General features: G+C 71.1%; 15 protein-coding genes and 1 riboswitch. Of the genes, 3 read left to right on the top strand and 12 right to left on the bottom strand.

Annotated features, from left to right (window positions below; translation table 11 throughout):
• Nucleotides 1-2 precede the first annotated feature (2 nt).
• Both ACLBX8_RS21480 and ACLBX8_RS21485 read right to left on the bottom strand, forming a co-directional pair.
• Entirely contained in the window at nucleotides 3-1010 is a 1008-nt protein-coding gene (locus ACLBX8_RS21480; RefSeq protein WP_091675521.1) for an FAD binding domain-containing protein, read from the bottom strand.
• Nucleotides 1007-1531: a (2Fe-2S)-binding protein gene (locus tag ACLBX8_RS21485; RefSeq protein WP_026604649.1), complete on the bottom strand. Its 525-nt coding sequence runs from the start codon at nucleotides 1529-1531 to the stop codon at nucleotides 1007-1009. Before ACLBX8_RS21485 ends, ACLBX8_RS21480 begins: the two co-directional genes overlap by 4 nt.
• Before the next feature lie 273 nt (nucleotides 1532-1804).
• Between ACLBX8_RS21485 and ACLBX8_RS21490 the strand changes: the two genes are divergently transcribed.
• Nucleotides 1805-3190 (top strand): M20/M25/M40 family metallo-hydrolase, encoded by a 1386-nt coding sequence (locus ACLBX8_RS21490; protein WP_042672005.1) that lies wholly within the window; start codon nucleotides 1805-1807, stop codon nucleotides 3188-3190.
• Between the two features lie 19 nt (nucleotides 3191-3209).
• On the opposite strand, the gene ACLBX8_RS21495 is transcribed toward ACLBX8_RS21490, so the two are convergent.
• Nucleotides 3210-3938, bottom strand: coding sequence for a ParA family protein (locus tag ACLBX8_RS21495; protein ID WP_056524449.1), 729 nt, complete (start codon nucleotides 3936-3938; stop codon nucleotides 3210-3212).
• Nucleotides 3939-4246: 308 nt separating this feature from the next.
• On the opposite strand from ACLBX8_RS21495, the gene ACLBX8_RS21500 reads away from it, so the two are divergent.
• Entirely contained in the window at nucleotides 4247-5407 is a 1161-nt protein-coding gene (locus ACLBX8_RS21500; protein ID WP_447715719.1) for an SMP-30/gluconolactonase/LRE family protein, read from the top strand.
• 6 nt (nucleotides 5408-5413) lie between these two features.
• Nucleotides 5414-5857, top strand: coding sequence for an MEKHLA domain-containing protein (locus ACLBX8_RS21505; RefSeq protein ID WP_020091337.1), 444 nt, complete (start codon nucleotides 5414-5416; stop codon nucleotides 5855-5857).
• 37 nt (nucleotides 5858-5894) lie between these two features.
• Here ACLBX8_RS21505 and crcB read toward each other — a convergent pair whose 3' ends face one another.
• The 9 genes from crcB to ACLBX8_RS21550 form a co-directional block, all read right to left on the bottom strand.
• Nucleotides 5895-6326 carry a fluoride efflux transporter CrcB gene (gene crcB / locus ACLBX8_RS21510; protein ID WP_091927858.1) on the bottom strand — a complete coding sequence of 144 codons (432 nt, stop codon included), beginning with the start codon at nucleotides 6324-6326 and terminating at the stop codon, nucleotides 5895-5897.
• Between the two features lie 79 nt (nucleotides 6327-6405).
• A riboswitch (Fluoride riboswitch) is annotated at nucleotides 6406-6467 on the bottom strand.
• 64 nt (nucleotides 6468-6531) lie between these two features.
• Nucleotides 6532-7512 (bottom strand): ABC transporter ATP-binding protein, encoded by a 981-nt coding sequence (locus tag ACLBX8_RS21515; RefSeq protein ID WP_447682016.1) that lies wholly within the window; start codon nucleotides 7510-7512, stop codon nucleotides 6532-6534.
• Nucleotides 7509-8489: an ABC transporter ATP-binding protein gene (locus ACLBX8_RS21520; protein ID WP_447715720.1), complete on the bottom strand. Its 981-nt coding sequence runs from the start codon at nucleotides 8487-8489 to the stop codon at nucleotides 7509-7511. Before ACLBX8_RS21520 ends, ACLBX8_RS21515 begins: the two co-directional genes overlap by 4 nt.
• A 142-nt stretch (nucleotides 8490-8631) precedes the next feature.
• Complete coding sequence (locus ACLBX8_RS21525; protein ID WP_042672010.1) at nucleotides 8632-9603, bottom strand: ABC transporter permease; 972 nt, start codon at nucleotides 9601-9603, stop codon at nucleotides 8632-8634.
• Nucleotides 9604-9778: 175 nt separating this feature from the next.
• Complete coding sequence (locus tag ACLBX8_RS21530; protein WP_447715721.1) at nucleotides 9779-10759, bottom strand: ABC transporter permease; 981 nt, start codon at nucleotides 10757-10759, stop codon at nucleotides 9779-9781.
• 10 nt (nucleotides 10760-10769) lie between these two features.
• Nucleotides 10770-12386: an ABC transporter substrate-binding protein gene (locus tag ACLBX8_RS21535; RefSeq protein ID WP_447715722.1), complete on the bottom strand. Its 1617-nt coding sequence runs from the start codon at nucleotides 12384-12386 to the stop codon at nucleotides 10770-10772.
• Between the two features lie 312 nt (nucleotides 12387-12698).
• Nucleotides 12699-15857, bottom strand: a complete 3159-nt coding sequence (locus ACLBX8_RS21540; protein WP_042672012.1) for a multidrug efflux RND transporter permease subunit — start codon at nucleotides 15855-15857, stop codon at nucleotides 12699-12701.
• Between the two features lie 18 nt (nucleotides 15858-15875).
• A complete protein-coding gene (locus ACLBX8_RS21545) occupies nucleotides 15876-17156 on the bottom strand; it encodes an efflux RND transporter periplasmic adaptor subunit (RefSeq protein WP_103985950.1) in 1281 nt (426 codons plus the stop codon).
• A 156-nt stretch (nucleotides 17157-17312) separates the two neighbouring features.
• Nucleotides 17313-17741 carry a hypothetical protein gene (locus ACLBX8_RS21550; RefSeq protein WP_447715723.1) on the bottom strand — a complete coding sequence of 143 codons (429 nt, stop codon included), beginning with the start codon at nucleotides 17739-17741 and terminating at the stop codon, nucleotides 17313-17315.
• Nucleotides 17742-17874 lie beyond the last annotated feature (133 nt).

A 17874-nucleotide genomic window follows, 5' to 3' on the forward strand; every position in this document is an offset into this window, starting at 1 on the left:
CCCTACTGGATGCGCTTGTCGCTGAGCGACTGGGGCGTGCCGGCGGCGGCCTGCTCGAGGCCGCGCACGATGGCGCGCCGGGCGAGATCGATCTTGAAGCCGTTCTCCGACTGGGGCTTGGCCTCCGCGACGATCAGGTCGGCCGCCGCCTGGAAGCTCTCGCGGGTCGCGGGCCGGCCCTCCAGCAGGGCCTCGGCCTCACGGTTGCGCCAGGGCTTGTGGGCGACGCCGCCGAGCGCCAGCCGCGCGGTCTTCACTCGGTCGCCGTCGAGTTCCAGGGCCGCCGCCACCGAGACCAGCGCGAAGGCGTAGGACAGGCGGTCGCGCAGCTTCAGGTAGGTGTAGTGCTGCGGGAAACGACTCTCCGGCAGGTCGACCGACACGATGATCTCGCCGGGGGCGAGGTTCGTGTCCCGCTCGGGCGAGTCCCCCGGCAGGCGGTGGAACTCGGAGAACGGGATCGACCGGTCGCCCTGCGGCCCGCTCACCCGCACGGTCGCCTCCAGGGCGGCCAGCGCGATGCACATGTCGGAGGGGTGGGTGGCGATGCAGTGCGCGCTCGTCCCGAAGATCGCGTGGATGCGGTTCATCCCGCCGATCGCCGGGCAGCCGGAGCCGGGCGCGCGCTTGTTGCAGGGCGTGGCCACGTCGTAGAAATAGTAGCAGCGGGTCCGCTGGAGCAGGTTGCCGCCCGTGGAGGCGGCGTTGCGCAGCTGCGCCGAGGCGCCGGCCAGGATGGCGTTGCGCAGGAGCGGGTACCGGGCCGCGACCCGATCGTCGTAGGCCGCCTTGGCGTTGGTCACGAGCGCCCCGATCCGCAGGCCGTCCCCGTCGTCCTCGATCCGGTCGAGGGGCAGGCGGGTGATGTCGATCAGCCGGCCCGGCTTCTCGACCTCGTACTTCATCAGGTCGATCAGGTTGGTGCCGCCGGCGATGAAGCGGGCCCCGGCCCCGAAGGCCTGCACCGCCTCCGCCACCGTGCCGGCGCGGACGTAGTCGAAGCGGTTCATCGGGCGCCTCCCTGCATGACGTCCTCGATGGCGTCGACGATGTTGGTGTAGGCGCCGCAGCGGCAGATGTTGCCGCTCATCGCCTCGCGGATCTCGTCGCGGGTGTGGGCGTGGCCCTCGTTCATCAGGCCGACCGACGAGCAGAGCTGGCCCGGCGTGCAGTAGCCGCACTGGAAGGCGTCGTGCTCGATGAACGCCTCCTGGATCGGGTGGAGGGCGTTGCTGCCCGCCCGGTCGCCGAGGGCGGCCAGCCCCTCGACCGTGGTGATCTCGGCGCCGTCCTTCATCACCGCCAGCGTCAGGCAGGAATTCACCCGGGTGCCGTTCACCAGCACCGTGCAGGCTCCGCACTGGCCGTGGTCGCAGCCCTTCTTGGTGCCGGTGAGGTCGAGCCGCTCGCGCAGGAGGTCGAGGAGCGTGGTCCACGGCGCGACCTGCAGTTCGCGCCGCTGCCCGTTGATCGTCAGCGTGATGCCGATCGGCGTGTCCGCCGACACCGGCGGCTGGGTCTCGAGGCGCATGATGTCGTCCACGGTCTGGGCCGGCCGGGGCCGGGCGGGAGCGGATCGGTCCGGGGCAGCGACCGGCAGCGACGCGCGGGCCGCGGCCTGGGCTTCCGGTCGATAACCATTCCAATCTGCGCCTGTTCCGGAGCGCGCCGTCTCAACCCGTGAGCGAGGGTGGCGCGCCTGCGGCGCGCATATCGGCCGCCGCACCGTCCGACATTGCCGGCCCCACCCCGCCTCGGCTAACCCTCCTTCCCGCAGAGTCCACGCCGCACCCCGGAGCCACCGATGGCCGCGCTCGACGCGATCCTCAACGACATCGACACGGACCTGGAGAACGCCCTGGAGCGGCTGTTCGCCTTCCTGCGGATCCCGTCGATCTCCACCGATCCCGCCTATGCCGGGCATTGCCGCGAGGCCGCCGCCTGGCTCGCCCAGGACCTGACCGCGCTGGGCTTCGAGACCTCGGTGGAGGAGACCTCGCTCCACCCGGTGGTCCTGGCCCACCGGCCGAAGCCGGGCGCGCCGCACGTCCTGTTCTACGGCCATTACGACGTGCAGCCGGTCGATCCCCTCGACCTGTGGAAGACGCCGCCCTTCGAGCCGCACATCGCTGACGACGGCCAGGGCGGCAAGACGATCGTCGGGCGCGGCGCCTCCGACGACAAGGGTCAGGTGATGACCTTCGTGGAGGCCTGCCGGGCCTATATCGCCATGCACGGCGAGTTGCCTTGCGGCGTCACGATCCTGATCGAGGGCGCCGAGGAGAGTGGATCACAAGGCCTGCCCGAATGGGTCGCGGCCAATCGCGAGAGACTCGGCTGCGACGTGGTGTTGGTCTGCGACACCGGCATGTGGGACCGGAAGACCCCGGCCATCACGTCGTCGCTGCGCGGGCTCGCCTATTTCGAGGTGAAGGTCACCTGCGCCGACCGCGACCTGCATTCCGGCTTCTTCGGCGGCGCGGCGCGCAACCCGATCCACGTTCTGTCGAAGATCATCGCCGACCTGCACGACGCCGACGGGCGGGTGACGATCCCGGGCTTCTACGAGGGCGTGCACGAGCGCCCGCCGGAGGTGCTGGAACAGTGGCGCGGCCTCGGCCTGACGCCGGAGACGCTGCTCGGGCCGATCGGCCTCAAGGAGCCCGCGGGCGAGCGCGGGCGGATGCCGATCGAGCTGGTGCAGTCCCGCCCCTCCTGCGACGCCAACGGCATCATCGGCGGCTATACGGGCGAGGGCACCAAGACGGTGATCGCCTCCACCGCCTCCGCCAAGGTCTCGTTCCGCCTCGTGGACGACCAGGACCCGAAGCGGCTCGCCGAGAGCTTCGAGGCCTTCGTGCGCGCGCGGGTGCCGGCCGACTGCCAGGTCGAGGTCATCACCTACAAGGGCTCGCGGGCGATCAGCCTGCCCTTCGACATGCCGCAGCTCGGCGCCGCCAAGGCGGCGCTGCAGGACGAGTGGGGCGTGCCGGCGGTGACCGTGGGCGCGGGCGGCTCGATCCCGATCGTCGGCGACTTCAAGCGGATCCTGGGGCGCGACACCCTGCTGATCGGCTTCGGCCTCGACGACGACCGGATCCACTCGCCGAACGAGAAGTACGACCTGACGAGCTTCCACAAGGGCACGCGCTCCTGGGCGCGGATCCTCGCGGCCCTCGGCCAGGGCTGATCCCGGCAGCGGCCCGATCTCAGCGGGCGGGCGCCGCCCGCATCTTCCCGTCGACCCAGGCCCAGAGCGCCCGAACCTCCTCGGCGGCCTGGCTGCCGGGGGCGAATTCCGTGACGCCGAGCCCGGTCGCCAGGGCGTCCTGGTGGTCGACCCGGTGGATGATCCCGGGCTCGGCCAGGACGCCCAGGGCGCGCAGCTGCGCCGCGTAGGCGCTGGTGCGCGGCGAGGGCGGCGGCGGGCACTGGTTCAGCACCAGGGCCAGCCGCTCCCGCAGGCCGAGGCCGACCAGCGCCTGGAGCGTCGGCCGGGCGGCCACGATGTCGAGCCGGGAGGGGCGGACCGGCATCAGGACGAAATCGGCGTCCTTCAGGGCCGGGGCGAGGCCGGACGCGCTGCCGGCGGTGTCGAGGACGGCGAGGGTGGTGCCCTGCTCGGCGAGGATGCCGAGGATCTCCGAGAGCTGGCCCATCTCCCAGGGCTGGACCCGGTCGACCGCGACGGCGTCGCGCGCGCGGTCGCTCCTGCCGTCGGCCTTGCGCAGGGCCCCCCAGCCGGCCAGCGAGCTCTGCGGGTCGAGATCGAGGGCGGTCACCTGCTCGCCCGCTTCCGCGGCGGCGACCGCCAGGGAGGCCGCCAGGGTGGTCTTGCCCGTCCCGCCCTTCTGCACCGCCAGGGCGAGGACCCGCAGCGGTCCGGCGGCGGGCCGGGGCGCGGTCTCCGGCGCCGGTTCGGATCCTTCGGGATCCATGCGTGTCCCACCTCTCCACATCTGCCAGCCGGGCCGCGGCCCGTGCGGCGCCGAATCGAACGCCCGGCACGACCGTGCTTAGCGTGACGGCGTGGGCCGGAGCCAGCGTCGCGCCCCGGCACCTGTGGACCGCCCCGAGGCGGCTCCCGATCACGGGGCCCGGGGACCGGTCCCGGAATTCCGCCGCGAGGCCGCCGCGATACCGCATCGCGGGATCGCGAACCGGGCCCGCGCGTTGGGCCGGCATCCCCACAGGTTGAGCGGCGCGCCAAGACCCTCGCCCCGACAAGCTCCGCGACAGGATTCCCATGCGCCTCGACCGCCGCCGCCTGCTCGGAACCGGTCTCCTGGCCCTCGCCGCCCCCGCGGCGCGCGCCGCGACGCCGTCGCCCCCGACGAGCCGGCCCGTGGGGACGCTGGAGCTCGCCATCGCGGCGGACGCGCCCTCGACCCCCACGGGGCTCGCCATCGCCCGGGGCGGCCGGATCTTCGTGATGATGCCGCGCTTCACCGGCGCGGAGCCGATCACCCTCGGCGAGGTGCTGCCCGACGGGTCGGTGAAGCCCTACCCGGACGCGGCGACCAACCGCCCGGATTCGGGGGCGCCGCAGGCGTCGCTGTTCCACGTCCCCAACGGCGTCTTCGACCGCGACGACACCCTCTGGATCCTCGATGCCGGCCTGCCCGCGGGCAAGGGGCGGCCGGTGCCGGGCGGCGCGAAGATCCTGGCGATCGATATCGGCCGGAACAGCGTCCGCCGGACGATCCCCCTCGACGCGGGCATCGGCCCGGATTCCTCCCTGAACGACCTGCGGGTCGACGTGCGCGACGGGCGGGCTCTGGCCTACGTCACCGACCAGGGCCAGTCCGGCGCGGGCGCGATCCTGGCGGTCGACCTCGACAGCGGGCGGGTGGTGCGGCGCCTCGCGGACCACGTCAGCACGCGGTCCGAGGAGGGCCTGGTCAAGTTCGTGGAGCGCCGCCCCGTGATGGAGCGGAAGGGCGACGCGCCCGAGAAGAGCCCGAAGGGCGGCGCCAACGGCATCGCGATCAGCCCGGACGGCCGCCGCCTCTACTACGCGCCGCTGATGAGCCGGCGGCTCTACGCGGTCGAGACCGCGGCCCTGCGCGATCCGGGCGTCGCGGACGCGGCCGTGGCCGCCGCCGTCGAGGATCTCGGCGAGAAGGGCATGACCGGGGGACTGACCACCGATTCCCAGGACCGGGTCTATCTCAGCCTGCAGGAGCACAACGCGGTCGGCCGGCGCCTGCCGGACGGCACCGTCGAGGTGCTGGCCGCCGACGACCGGCTGGTCTGGGCCGACACGTTCTGGATCACCCCGGACCGGTGGCTCTATATCTCGGCGGCCCAGGTCAACCGGCGGCCGGAATTCAACCGCGGGCGGGACCTGCAGCAGCCGCCCTACGCGATCCTGCGCATGCGCATCGACGCCGACCCAGTCCTGTAGCGGATCATGACGGACCTCTCGCACGACCCGGACTTCTTCGCCCTGCTCACCGGCAGCTACGCGCGGCGCCTCGGCGAACCTCTGGTGCCGGCGGATGCGGACGCGGACTGGCTCTACGCGGCGGCCCCGTTCGCGGTGCTCGCCCATGACGGGGGCGCGGATCCGCGCTTCGTCTACGCCAACCGGACCGCGCAGGCCTGCTTCGGCTACGCGTGGGACGAGCTCGTCGGCCTGCCCTCGCGGCTCTCGGCCGAGGCTCCCGAGCGGGCCGAGCGGCAGCGGCTCCTCGACGCGGTCACCCGGGACGGCTTCAGCCGCGGCTATCGCGGCCTGCGGATCGCCAAGGACGGCCGGCGCTTCTGGATCGACGAGGCGGTGGTTTGGCAGCTCGACCGCGACGGCGCGACGGTGGGGCAGGCCGCGACCTTCGCGCAGTGGCGCGACGCGTGAGGGCCGGGCCGCGCCGATGCGCGTGGCCGCTGCCCGGTCAGCCGTCCTCCTCGATGCTGACCTGGGCGATCTGCACGGCGCCGCCGTTCCAATGGGCCGCCACGAGGTGGCCCAGCGCGACCGCGAGGACGCAGAGCACCACCGAGGCGAACACGTTGACCATGGCCCGGACCACCGCGCCGTTCCGCATGAGGTCGAGGGTCTGGAGGCTGAACGACGAGAAGGTCGTGTAGCCGCCGCACAGCCCGATCATCACGAACAGGCGGACGTTCTCGGAGACCGGGAAGCGCCCATGCGCCAGGGTCAGCGTGCCGAACAGGCCGATGATGAACGAGCCCGTCACGTTGATGAGGATCGTGCCCCAGGGCAGGTCGCGGCTGATGGGCAGCGCCAGCACCGAGACGACGTAGCGGGCCAAGGTGCCGAGGGCACCGCCGATCATGACCAGGATGCAGGTTGTGAAGGACATGCGCGCTCCAGTGCGTCGGGCGGGCATGAGAAACCCGCCGTCGCGGCGGGCGCTTGCAAGACGCACTCCCACCGCCGGTTTCGCGGTAGGAGTCATCAGCCCTGACGGGCGGTTTCGGGGAACTCCATCCCCATCGGGGACGGCCCATAGCGCCTGCGCGGGCCGAGCGCAACGGCCGGCCGGGGCCGCCCCCCGGGTCCGCTTGTCAGGCCCGCCCTTCCTGCACGGCGTGGCAGGCGACGCCGTCGAGGAGCGCCGGCACCTCGGTCCGGCAGCGGTCGTTGGCGAGCGGGCAGCGCGGGTTGAAGGTGCAGCCGGGCGGCGGGTCGATCGGGTTCGGGATCTCGCCGGAGACCGGCACCCGGGCGCGGCCGACATGGGCGAGGTCGGGCACCGCGTCGAGGAGCATCCGCGTGTAGGGGTGGCGCGGCGTCGCGAACAGGTCCCTGGCGGACGCGACCTCCACGAGGCGGCCGAGATACATCACGCCCACCCGGGTCGCCATGTGGCGGACCACGGCGAGGTTGTGGGAGATGAACAGGTAGGTCAGCCCCAGCCGGTCCTGCAGGTCGCGCATCAGGTTGAGGATCTGCGCCTGCACCGAGACGTCGAGCGCCGAGGTCGGCTCGTCGCCCACCAGGAACTCGGCCTGGCTCGCCAGCGCCCGGGCGATCGCCACCCGCTGGCGCTGCCCGCCTGAGAATTCGTGCGGGTATTTTTTGGAATCATCCGCGTGGAGGCCGACGAGGCCCAGAAGCTCGCCGACCCGGGCGCGGATCGCCCCCTCCCCCTGGATCAGGTCGAAGGCCCGGATCGGCTCGGCGATGATCTTCCCCACCCGCCAGCGCGGGTTCATGGACGCGTAGGGGTCCTGGAAGATCATCTGGATCCGGGCGCGCAGGCGCCGCCGCGCCGCGGCCTGGCGCGGGTCGGTCATCGAGACGCCGGTGATCCGCACCTCGCCGGCGCTCGGCGGCAGCAGGCCGACCACCATCCGGGCCACCGTCGACTTGCCGGAGCCGGATTCGCCGACGATCGCGAAGGTCTCGCCCTTCCGGATCTCGAAGCCGACGCGGTCGACCGCCGTGAGGAATTTCCGCGGCTCGCGCTCGATCACCCGGTTGAGCCAGGGCTTCGAGACGTCGAACTGGCGGCGCAGGTCGGTGACTTCGACGTAGGCGCTCACGCTGCGCGCTCCGCTGCATCGTACAGGTGACAGGCCACCCGGCTCGCGTCGACCGGGATCGGCTCGGGCCGCTCGACCCGGCAGCGGGCGAAGACCTTCGGGCAGCGCGGGTTGAAGGCGCAGCCCTTCGGGATGGCGGTGAGCCGCGGCATCGAGCCCGGGATCTGGCTGAGCCGGTCGGCCTCCTGCGAGAGGGTCGGGATCGCCCCCATCAGGCCGACCGCGTAGGGGTGGTGGGGCTTGGCGATCACCGAGGCGACCGGGCCGATCTCGGCCACCCGCCCGGCATACATCACCGCCACCCGGTCGGCGGCCTCGGCGATGACGCCCATGTCGTGGGTGACCAGCATCACCGCGGTGCCGTGCTCGCGGCACAGGCGCTTCAGCAGCGTGATGATCTGGGCCTGGACCGAGACGTCGAGCGCCGTGGTCGGCTCGTCGGCGATGATCAGCTCCGGCTCGGCCGCGAGCGCCAGCGCGATCACCACCCGCTGGCGCATGCCGCCGGAGAACTCGTGCGGGTAGCCGTCGATGCGCCGCTCCGGCGCCGGGATGCCGACCTCGGCCAGCAGGTCGATGGCGCGGCTGCGCGCCGCCTTGGCGGACAGGTCGGTGTGTGTGCGCAGGGTCTCGACGATCTGGTCGCCGACGCGGAACAGCGGGTCGAGGGAGGTCAGCGGATCCTGGAAGATCATGCCGATGCGCCGGCCCCGCACCTGCCGCATCGCCTCGGGGGAGAGGTTGTCGATGCGCTCGCCCCGCAGGCGGATCTCGCCGCCGGCGATCCGGCCGGGGCGGTCGATCAGCCCGATCACCGCCGAGCCGGTCACCGACTTGCCGGCACCGGACTCGCCGACCACGCCCAGGATCTCGCCGCGGCCGATGTCGAACGAGACCCGGTCGATGGCGGTGAGCGGCCCGCGGCGGGTGTCGAAGGCGACCGTGAGGTCGCGCACGGAGAGGATGGTTTCCGTCATGGCGTGCGGGCTCCCGCGGCAGCCGGGTGTCGGACGGCCACTCCCGTCCTTGCGAGCGGAGCGAAGCAATCCAGCGGCGCCATGGTCACCAATGTCGCGCTGCCCTGGGTCGCTTCGCTGCGCTCGCGATGACGATGCCCGATCATTGCAGCTTCGGATTGAGCGCGTCGCGCAGCCAATCCCCCAGGAGGTTGATGGCGATGACGAGCCCGGCGAGCGCCAGCCCCGGGAAGGCGACGATCCACCACTCGCCGGAGAACAGGAACCGGTTGCCGGTGCGGATCAGCGTGCCGAGCGACGGCATGGTCTCCGGCAGGCCGGTGCCGAGGAACGACAGGGTCGCCTCCGTGATGATCGCCAGCGCGAGGTTGATCGTCGCGATGACGAAGACCGGGCCGGTGACGTTCGGCAGGACGTGGCGGACCATGATCACCGGCGGCGACAGGCCGATCAGCCGCGCCGCCTGGACGTAGTCCTTGCCCTTCTCGACCATCACGGAGGAGCGCACGGTCCGGGCGTACTGCACCCAGAAGGACAGGCCGATCGAGACCACGATCAGCCCGATCAAGGGCCCGACGTCGAGGGCGCTGCCGAAGCTCGCCTTGGCGACGCCGTCCACCACCAGGGCGATCAGGATCGCCGGGAAGGTGAGCTGCACGTCGGCGACCCGCATGATCAGCGTGTCGAGGAAGCCGCCCGCGTAGCCGGCGATCAGGCCGAGGGCGATGCCGAGGATGCCGGAGGTCAGCACCCCGAGCACGCCGACGATCAGCGACAGGCGCAGGCCGTACAGAACCGCCGAGAGCACGTCCCGGCCTTGGTCGTCGGTGCCGAGGTAGAACGGCGCCTGACCGTCCGCCTGCCAGATCGGCGGCAGGTTGGAGTTGATCAGGTCGAGCTGGGCCGGATCGTAGGGGTTCTGCGGGGCGATCCAGGGCGACGCGAAGGCGAGGCCGACCATCAGCAGCGTGGCGACCAGCGCCGCCACCGCCACCTTCGAGCGCAGGAAGTTCGCCAGCAGGTCGGAGTCGCGCCAGCGCGCGAGCCGCGAGGGCTTCGCCTCCGGCAGCGGGACCGGCGGGGCGTCGCCCGCGTCGAGGTCGTATCCGCTCATCGGCCGCCCCTCACGCCGTGTCCGATTGGGAAGCTCAGGGAGGCACCTGTCGTCCTCGCGAGCGGAGCGAAGCAATCCAGCAGCGCCACGCCGACCGGACGCGCGCTGCCCTGGGTCGCTTCGCTGCGCTCGCGATGACGGGGTGGCCAGGCGGAGGAGTCCGTCATGTCCGACCTCACGCCGTCCGCCCGGTGGGCAGCCGCAGGCGCGGGTCCACCACCGTGTAGAGGATGTCGACCACGAGGTTGATGGTCACGAAGATCAGCGCGACGAGCAGCAGGTACGCGGACATGATCGGGATATCGACGTTCTGCACCGCCTGGACGAAGAGCAGGCCCATGCCGGGCCACTGGAACACCGTCTCGGTGATGATCGAGAAGGCGATGACCGAGCCGAGCTGCAGCCCCGCGATGGTGATCACCGGCACGAGGGTGTTCTTCAGGGCGTGGCGCAGGTGGACGGCGCGCGTGGTGAGCCCCCGCGCCCGGGCGAAGCGGACGTAGTCGGTGCGCAGCACCTCCAGCATCTCGGCGCGGACCAGCCGCATGATCAGCGTCATCTGGAACAGGCCGAGCGTCACCGAGGGCAGGATCAGCGCCTTGAGCCCGGAGGCGGTCAGGAAGCCGGTGGTCCACCAGCCGAGCCGCACCGTGTCGCCGCGCCCGTAGGAGGGCAGCCAGCCCAGCGTCACCGAGAACAGGTAGATCAGCAGGATGCCGATCAGGAAGGTCGGCAGGCTGATCCCGATCAGCGAGACCGCCTGGAACAGCCCGGCGAGCCAGGACTCGCGGCGCAGCGCGCAGTAGACGCCCATCAGGATCCCCACCACGAGGGCGAACACCGTCGCGCAGAAGGCGAGTTCCAGCGTCGCCGGCATGCGCTCGGCGAGCAGCTGCGAGACCGGCTGCCGGAACTGGTACGAGATGCCGAACTGGCCCCGCACCACGTTGCCGGCGTAGCGGACGAACTGGACCAGGACCGGGTCGTCGAGGCCGAGATCCGTCCGGATCTGGGCCCGCTCGGCCACGGTGGTGTCGGGCCCGACAATCTGGTTCACGGGGTCGCCCGCGAACCGGAACATCGCGAAGGCGATGAGCCCGACGACCGCGAGGACCGCGGCCGCCTGGATCACCCGGCGCAGCAGGAAGGCGAGCACGCCCCGGCCCCTACTGCGGGTCCTTCGACACCCAGTAGAGCAGCAGCAGGTTGTCGGCGCGCTGCGTCAGGTGGACCTTCTTGGAGACGCCCCAGGCCAGCGCCTGCTGGTGCAGCGGGATGTAGCCCCAGTCGGCGTTGAGGACGTCGAAGCCCTCCTTGATCAGGGCGTCGCGCTTGGTCTTGTCGGTCTCGGATTCGACCTTGTCGGCGATCGCGTCGATCTTCGGGTCGCAGTAGCCGGCGAGGTTCCAGCTGCCCCGGCCCGACTTGTCGCCGGGCTTCCGGCAGCCGACGATCTCGTAGAGGATGTTGTGGCTGTCCAGTGAGGACGGGGTCCAGCCCAGCAGGTAGAACGAGGTGTCGTAGGCCGGCGCCAGCACCTTGGCGAAGTACTTGGCCTTCGGCTGGGCGTTCAGGTTCACCTTGACGTTGATGCGGGCCAGCATCGAGACCACCGCCTGGCAGATCGCCTCGTCGTTGACGTAGCGGTCGTTCGGGCAATCCATGGTCAGCGAGAACCCGTCCGGGTAGCCCGCCTGGGCCATCAGCTCCTTGGCCTTCTTGAGGTCGGTGGCCGGGCGCTTGAACTCGGCGCCGCGGTCGTAGAGGGCCGGGGCGATCATCAGCGCGGAGGGCACCGCCTGCCCGCGCATGACGCGCTTGGCGATCGTGTCCTCGTCGATGGCGAGGTAGAAGGCCTCGCGCACCTTGATGTCCTTGAACGGGTTCTTGCCCTTGACGCTGGAATCCTTCAGCTCGTCCCGGTCCTGGTCCATGCCGAGGAAGATCGTGCGCAGCTCAGGTCCCGCCATCACGGTGGCGGTGCCGCTGGCGTTGACCCGCTGCTGGTCCTGCAGCGGCACCGGGTCGATCCAGTCGACCTCGCCGGAGAGGAGCGCGGCGACGCGGGTCGCCGGGTTGGCGATGGTGGTCAGCACCGCCTCGTCGAGGTTCGACTCGACCTTGCCCCAGTAGCCGTCGAATTTCTTGAAGACGGTCTTCACGCCGGGCTGGTGCTCGGTGATCACGAACGGGCCGGTCCCGTTCTCGTGCAGCGTGGCGTAGCTCGGGCTGGTGGCGCTGGGCGGCGTCGGCTGCACGACGCCGTTCTTCTCGGACCACGCCTTCGACATGATCACCCAGGTCGGGAACTGGGCGATGGCGATCGGGTTCGGCTTCTTCAGCACCATGTCGACGGTGAATTCGTCGACCTTCACGAACTCGGCGTCGGCGGGCACGTTGGTGGTGAAGTTCGAGCCCGGGGCGCGGACGCGCTGGGCGGAGAAGATCACGTCGTCGGCGGTGAACGGCGAGCCGTCGTGGAACTTCACGTTCTTGCGCAGGTGGAAGCGCCAGCGGGTCGGCTCGGGCGTCTCCCAGGATTCCGCGAGGCCGGGGGCGAATTTCAGGTTCTTGTCGAGGGTGACGAGGGACTCGTAGGCCGCCTGCTGCATCCCTTCCGTGAAGCTCTCCTTGAGGGAGTACGGGTCGAGGGATTTCAGGTCACCCTGGAAGGCGAAGCGGAAGACGTTGGCGGCCTGCGCGGGCAGCGCGGCGAGCGCGAACGTCGCGACCGTGCTCGCGGCCACGCCGCGGGCGAGGGTCTTCAGGGCTGAGCGGGACAAGCGGATCTCCGAGACCGTGAATGCGCCACCGGCCGGCTGCCCCGGCGGTGTCCACCGCGGCGTCAGCAAGCATCGGACCATCTGTATACAAGACGAGGGCCGAGCCTGTCGCGGGGGCGCGACATCTCGTGTCTTTCGAAGCGCGTTCCGAAGCGCGTTTTCCCCGCTTCATCCCCGTTACAGAATCGCGGCTTCGACGCGCCCCGTCTTGGCGAGCGCAGCGAAGCCATCCAGGGCGGCGCCGCGCGACGGCGCGCTGCCCCGGGTCACGTCGCTCCGCTCGCGATGACGGAGCGCGCGGCCGGCGCCGGCCTACTCGGCCGCCACCCGCGCCGGCTCGTGCCGCGCCTCGGCCTCCGCCGCCTCGCCCTCCGCCACCGCCTTGCGCCGGAACAGGCGCATGACGACGACGAAGAAGACCGGCACGAAGAACACCGCCAGCACGGTCGCGGTGATCATGCCGCCCATCACGCCGGTGCCGATCGCCTGCTGGCTCTTCGAGGCGGCGCCGGTGGCGATGGCCAGCGGCACCACGCCGAAGATGAAGGCGAGCGAGGTCATCACGATCGGCCGGAACCGGAGCGTCGCCGCCTCGACCGCGGCCCGCACCACGGAGGTGCCGGGCTTCCAGAGGTCCTTGGCGAACTCCACGATCAGGATCGCGTTCTTGGCCGAGAGGCCGATGATCGTGATCAGCCCGATCTTGAAGTACACGTCGTTGGGCATGCCGCGCAGGTACACGGCCGCCACCGCGCCGATGACGCCGAGCGGGATCACCAGCATCACCGAGACCGGGATCGCCCAGCTCTCGTAGAGCGCGGCGAGGCACAGGAACACGATCAGCACCGACAGGGCGAGCAGCAGGCTCGCCTGGCTGCCCGCCTGCTTCTCCTGGTAGGACTGACCCGTCCAGGCGTAGCCGAAGCCCTTCGGCAGCTGCAGCATCAGCCGCTCCATCTCGGCGATGGCGTCGCCCGACGTGTAGCCGGGGTTCGGCTCGCCGGTGAAGCGCACCGACTGGTAGCCGTTGAAGCCGACGATCTGGCTCGGCCCCATGCTCCATTTCAGCTCCGCGAAGGACGACATCGGCACCATCGTGTTGGTGGCGTTCTTCACCGCGTAGTTGAGGATGTCCGACGCGTTCATGCGCTGGAGCTGCTCGGCCTGCACGTAGACCCGCTGCATCTTGCCCCGGTTGGGGAAGTCGTTCGGGTAGACCGAGCCGAGGTTGAGCTGGATCGTGTTGTTGATGTCCTCGAACTTCACGCCGAGCGCGGCCGCCTTCTCGCGGTCGATCACCAGCTCCGCCTGCGGGGTCGGCGGCAGGCCCTCGATCTTCACCTTCTGGAGAACCGGGCTCTGCGAGGCCAGCTTCAGGAGCTGTTCCTGGGCCGACAGCAGGGCCGCGTAGCCGCGGTTGGCCCGGTCCTGCAGGCGGAACGAGAAGCCCGCCGCGTTGCCGAGGTTGTCGACCGGCGGCGGCTCCTGCGCGTCCACCGTGGCGTCGCGGTACGTGGCGAGCGCCGCGTTGGTGCCGGCCACGAGCGCGGCGGCCGAGTTCTTGGCGTCGCGCTGGCTCCACGGCTTGAGGGTGACGAAGGCCTGGCTGGTGCTCGGGGCCTGCCCCGAGAACGAGAAGCCGTTGAGCATCGTCACGGTGGCGACGCCGGGCTGCGCCAGCAGGTGCTCCTCGACCTTGCGCACCGCCTCCTGGGTACGGTTGTAGGAGGCGCCCGGGGGCGTCTGGATGTCGACCGTGAAGAAGCCCTGGTCCTCCACCGGCAGGAAGCCCTCCGGCAGGTTGACGAAGGCGTAGGCCGTGCCCGCCACCAGCGCGACGTAGACCAGCATCACCCGGCCGGACTTCCGGATGAACGCCGCGGTGCCGCGGCCGTAGCGGGCGGTCTCGCGATCGACGAAACGGTTGAACATCCCGAACACGCCGCCCTTGGCGTGGCCGTGGCCCTTCTCGATCGGCTTCAGGAAGGTCGCGCAGAGCGCCGGCGTCAGCGACAGGGCGAGCAGCGCCGAGAACGCGATGGAGGTCACCATCGCGATCGAGAACTGCCGGTAGATGATGCCCACCGAGCCGGGGAAGAACGCCATCGGGATGAACACGGCGATCAGCACCAGGGTGATGCCGATGATCGCGCCGGTGATCTGCCCCATGGCCTTCTTGGTGGCCTCCTTGGGGGGCAGCCCCTCCTCGTTCATGATCCGCTCGACGTTCTCCACCACCACGATGGCGTCGTCGACCAGGATGCCGATGGCCAGCACCATGCCGAACATGGTGAGCACGTTCACCGAGAAGCCCGAGATCCACATCACCGTGACCGTGCCCATGAGAGCGATCGGCACCACGATGGTGGGGATCAGGGTGTAGCGGATGTTCTGCAGGAACAGGAACATCACGAGGAAGACCAGCACCACCGCCTCGACCAGCGTGTGCAGCACCTTCTCGATGGAGGCCTCCACCGCCGGGGTGATGTCGTAGGGGATGTCCCACTTCAGGTCCGGCGGGAAGAACTGGGACAGCTCCACCATCTTGGCGCGGATCGCCTTGGCGGTCTCGAGCGCGTTGCCGTCCGGGGCGAGCGTCACCGAGATGCCGGCGGCGGGGCCGCCGTTGAGGCGCGTGGAGAACTGGTAGGCGTCGCCGCCGAGCTCGATCCGGGCGACGTCGCGCAGGCGCACGTTCGAGCCGTCGGGATTGGCCCGCAGCACGATGGCGCCGAACTCCTCGATCGTGCCGAGCTGGCCCTTCACGATGATCGGCACGGTGAGCGCCTGCCGGGTCGGGCTCGGCTGCGCGCCGACCGAGCCGGAGGCGACCTGGACGTTCTGGTTGCGGATCGCGTCGGTGACGTCCGAGGCGCTGAGCGAGAGGCCGCGCAGCTTGTCGGGATCCACCCAGACGCGCAGCGACCGCTCCGTCGAGTAGAGCGTCGCGCGGCCGACGCCGGGGATGCGGCGGATCTCGTTGATGACGTTGCGGATCAGGAAGTCGCCGAGGCCGACCTCGTCCATCGACCCGTCCTTGGAGACCAGGGTGATGATGTTGAGGGTCGCGGCCGAGGCCTCCTCCACGAGGATGCCCTGCTGGCGCACCTCGGCCGGGAGACGCGCCTCCACGCGCTTCAGCCGGTTCTGCACCTCGACCGAGGCGAGCGACGGGTCGGTGCCGGGCTGGAAGGTGGCGGTGATGTTGACCGAGCCGAACGAGTCGGTGGTCGACTCGAAGCTCATGATGTTGGCGGCGCCGTTCAGCTCATCCTCGATGAGCCGGGTCGTGCCGATGTAGAGGCTCTCCACGGAGGCGCCCGGATAGGCGGTCGACAGGGCGATGGAGGGCGGGGCGATCACCGGGTACTGCGCCACCGGCAGGTTCGGGATGGCGAGCGCGCCGCCGAGGCAGATGAACAGCGCCACCACCCAGGCGAAGACCGGGCGGTCGATGAAGAAGCGTGCCATGATCGGGCTCTCCCGGACTCAGTGGCGCTGCTGGACGGCGGCGGCCCGCGGGGTGACCTCCGCCTTGTCGCCCGGCACGTCGGGCGCCTCGTCGGTGTCGTGCTTCGGTCCGGTCTCGCCGTGGACCGGGGTCTGGTCGAGGGGCTTCACCTTGGCGCCGACGGTGATCTTCTGGAAGCCGTCGATGATGACGCGCTCGCCGGCCTTGAGGCCCGAGCGGATCAGCCAGTTCTGCCCGACCACCGGCCCGACCTCGACGGGCTGGCGCATCACGGTCTCGTCGGCGCGCACGATCCAGACCTCGGCGCGGCCGTCGTCGGTGCGCTGGATCGCCTGCTGCGGCACCGCGATCGCGTCGGAATCGATGCCCTGCTTGATCCGCGCCCGCACGTACATGCCGGGGAACAGCTCGTCGTGCGGGTTCGGGAACTGCACCCGCAGCGTCACCTGGCCGGTGCTCGGGTCGGCGGTGACGTCCGAGAACAGCAGCCGGCCCGCCAGCGGGTAGAGGGAGCCGTCATCCATGATCAGGTGGACGTTGGCGGTGTTGTCCTCCAGCCGCGCCAGCTCGCCGCTCGCGAGGTCCCGGCGCAGGCGGTTCAGCTCGCCGACCGACTGGGTGATGTCGACGTAGATCGGGTCGAGCTGCTGGATCGTGGCGAGCGCCCCCGTGGAGCCCGGCTCGATCAGCGTGCCCTCGGTGAGCAGCGCCCGGCCGATGCGGCCGGTGATCGGCGCGCGCACGTCGGTCCAGCCGAGGTTGAGCTGCGCGCGGTCGCGGGTTGCCTTGGCGCCGGCCACCTCGGCCTCCGCCTGCTTCTTGGCCGCGAAGGCGGCGTCGTACTGCGCCTGGCTCGCGGTGGCGCGGGAGAGCAGCTGCTCGAGCCGGTCGGCCTGCTGGCGGGCGAGCACCAGGGCGGCCTCCTGGCGGGCGAGGGCCGCCTCGGCGCTGGCGAGCTCGACCTCGTAGGGTGCCGGGTCGATCTTGTAGAGGATGTCGCCCTCCTTGACCTGGCTGCCCTGCTCGAAGAGCCGCTTGACCACGAGCCCGGAGACCCGGGAGCGGACCTCGGCGATGCGCATCGGCGCGACGCGGCCCGGCAGGTCGCGCAGGTAGGGGATCGCCTGGGGCTCGACCTTGACGAACCCGACCTCCGGCACCGGCGGGGTCGGCGCGGCGACCTGCTTCGGGTTGCAGGCGGCGACACCCAGCAGGAGCAGGGCCGCGGGCAGGAGGGCGGTCGCGCGGGCCGAGGCGCGGAACGACGACGGGATTCTGGCGGACAAAGTGCGGGTCACGATTACCGACGCTCCTGAAAGCATGCGTCTGCTGAGGCTGGCGCGGAGCGTGGGCCCGCGCATCGTCGAGTCAGATCCCGGGACCGGTCACGAGGCCGGTCGGACGAAGATCAGGACGGGCGCGCCATCATGCCGGCCGCGAGACCGGCGCGCGCGTCAGGCCCGGCGTGGAGGCCGGTGCGGCGAACCGTCCGGCGCGGAGGCCGGTACGCTGTCGGACCTGTAGTCGAACGATGCGTTGACAGTGTGACGGGGGCGCGGCGCGTCGACCGGCGGGCGCGGCAGCCCCAGTTCGGTGAGGATCTCGCTGTCGGCGGCGCAGAGATCGGTGCGGCCGAAGACCGAACGCTTCGCCTCGGACCGCTTGGCCTCGGGCTGCGCGTCCGGCGTGCCGGACAGGATCGTCAGGCGCGGGCTCGCGATGGCGCAGGCCGGGCCCTCCGGGTGCGCGGCCTCGGCCCGCGCGGGCGCGGCCACCAGCGCGGCCGTCGCGAGCACGAGCAGCGCCAGCGCGGCGAGGCCCCGGGCGAGGCGGTCCGGCAGGCCCGCGGCGCGGCGGGTCAGGAGAGCGGCGGATCGGATCACGAGTCTGAGATAAGCACGGCTGTCGCCGCGCGCAATCACCCACGGCGTCGCGCCACCCGCCCAGTGTTGCGCGCAGCACACAGCTGCGCCCGGAAGTGGCCATACCGGCGGCCCGGCCTCAACCTTGCCGTGA

This window comes from Methylobacterium sp. D48H, from assembly GCF_053345715.1.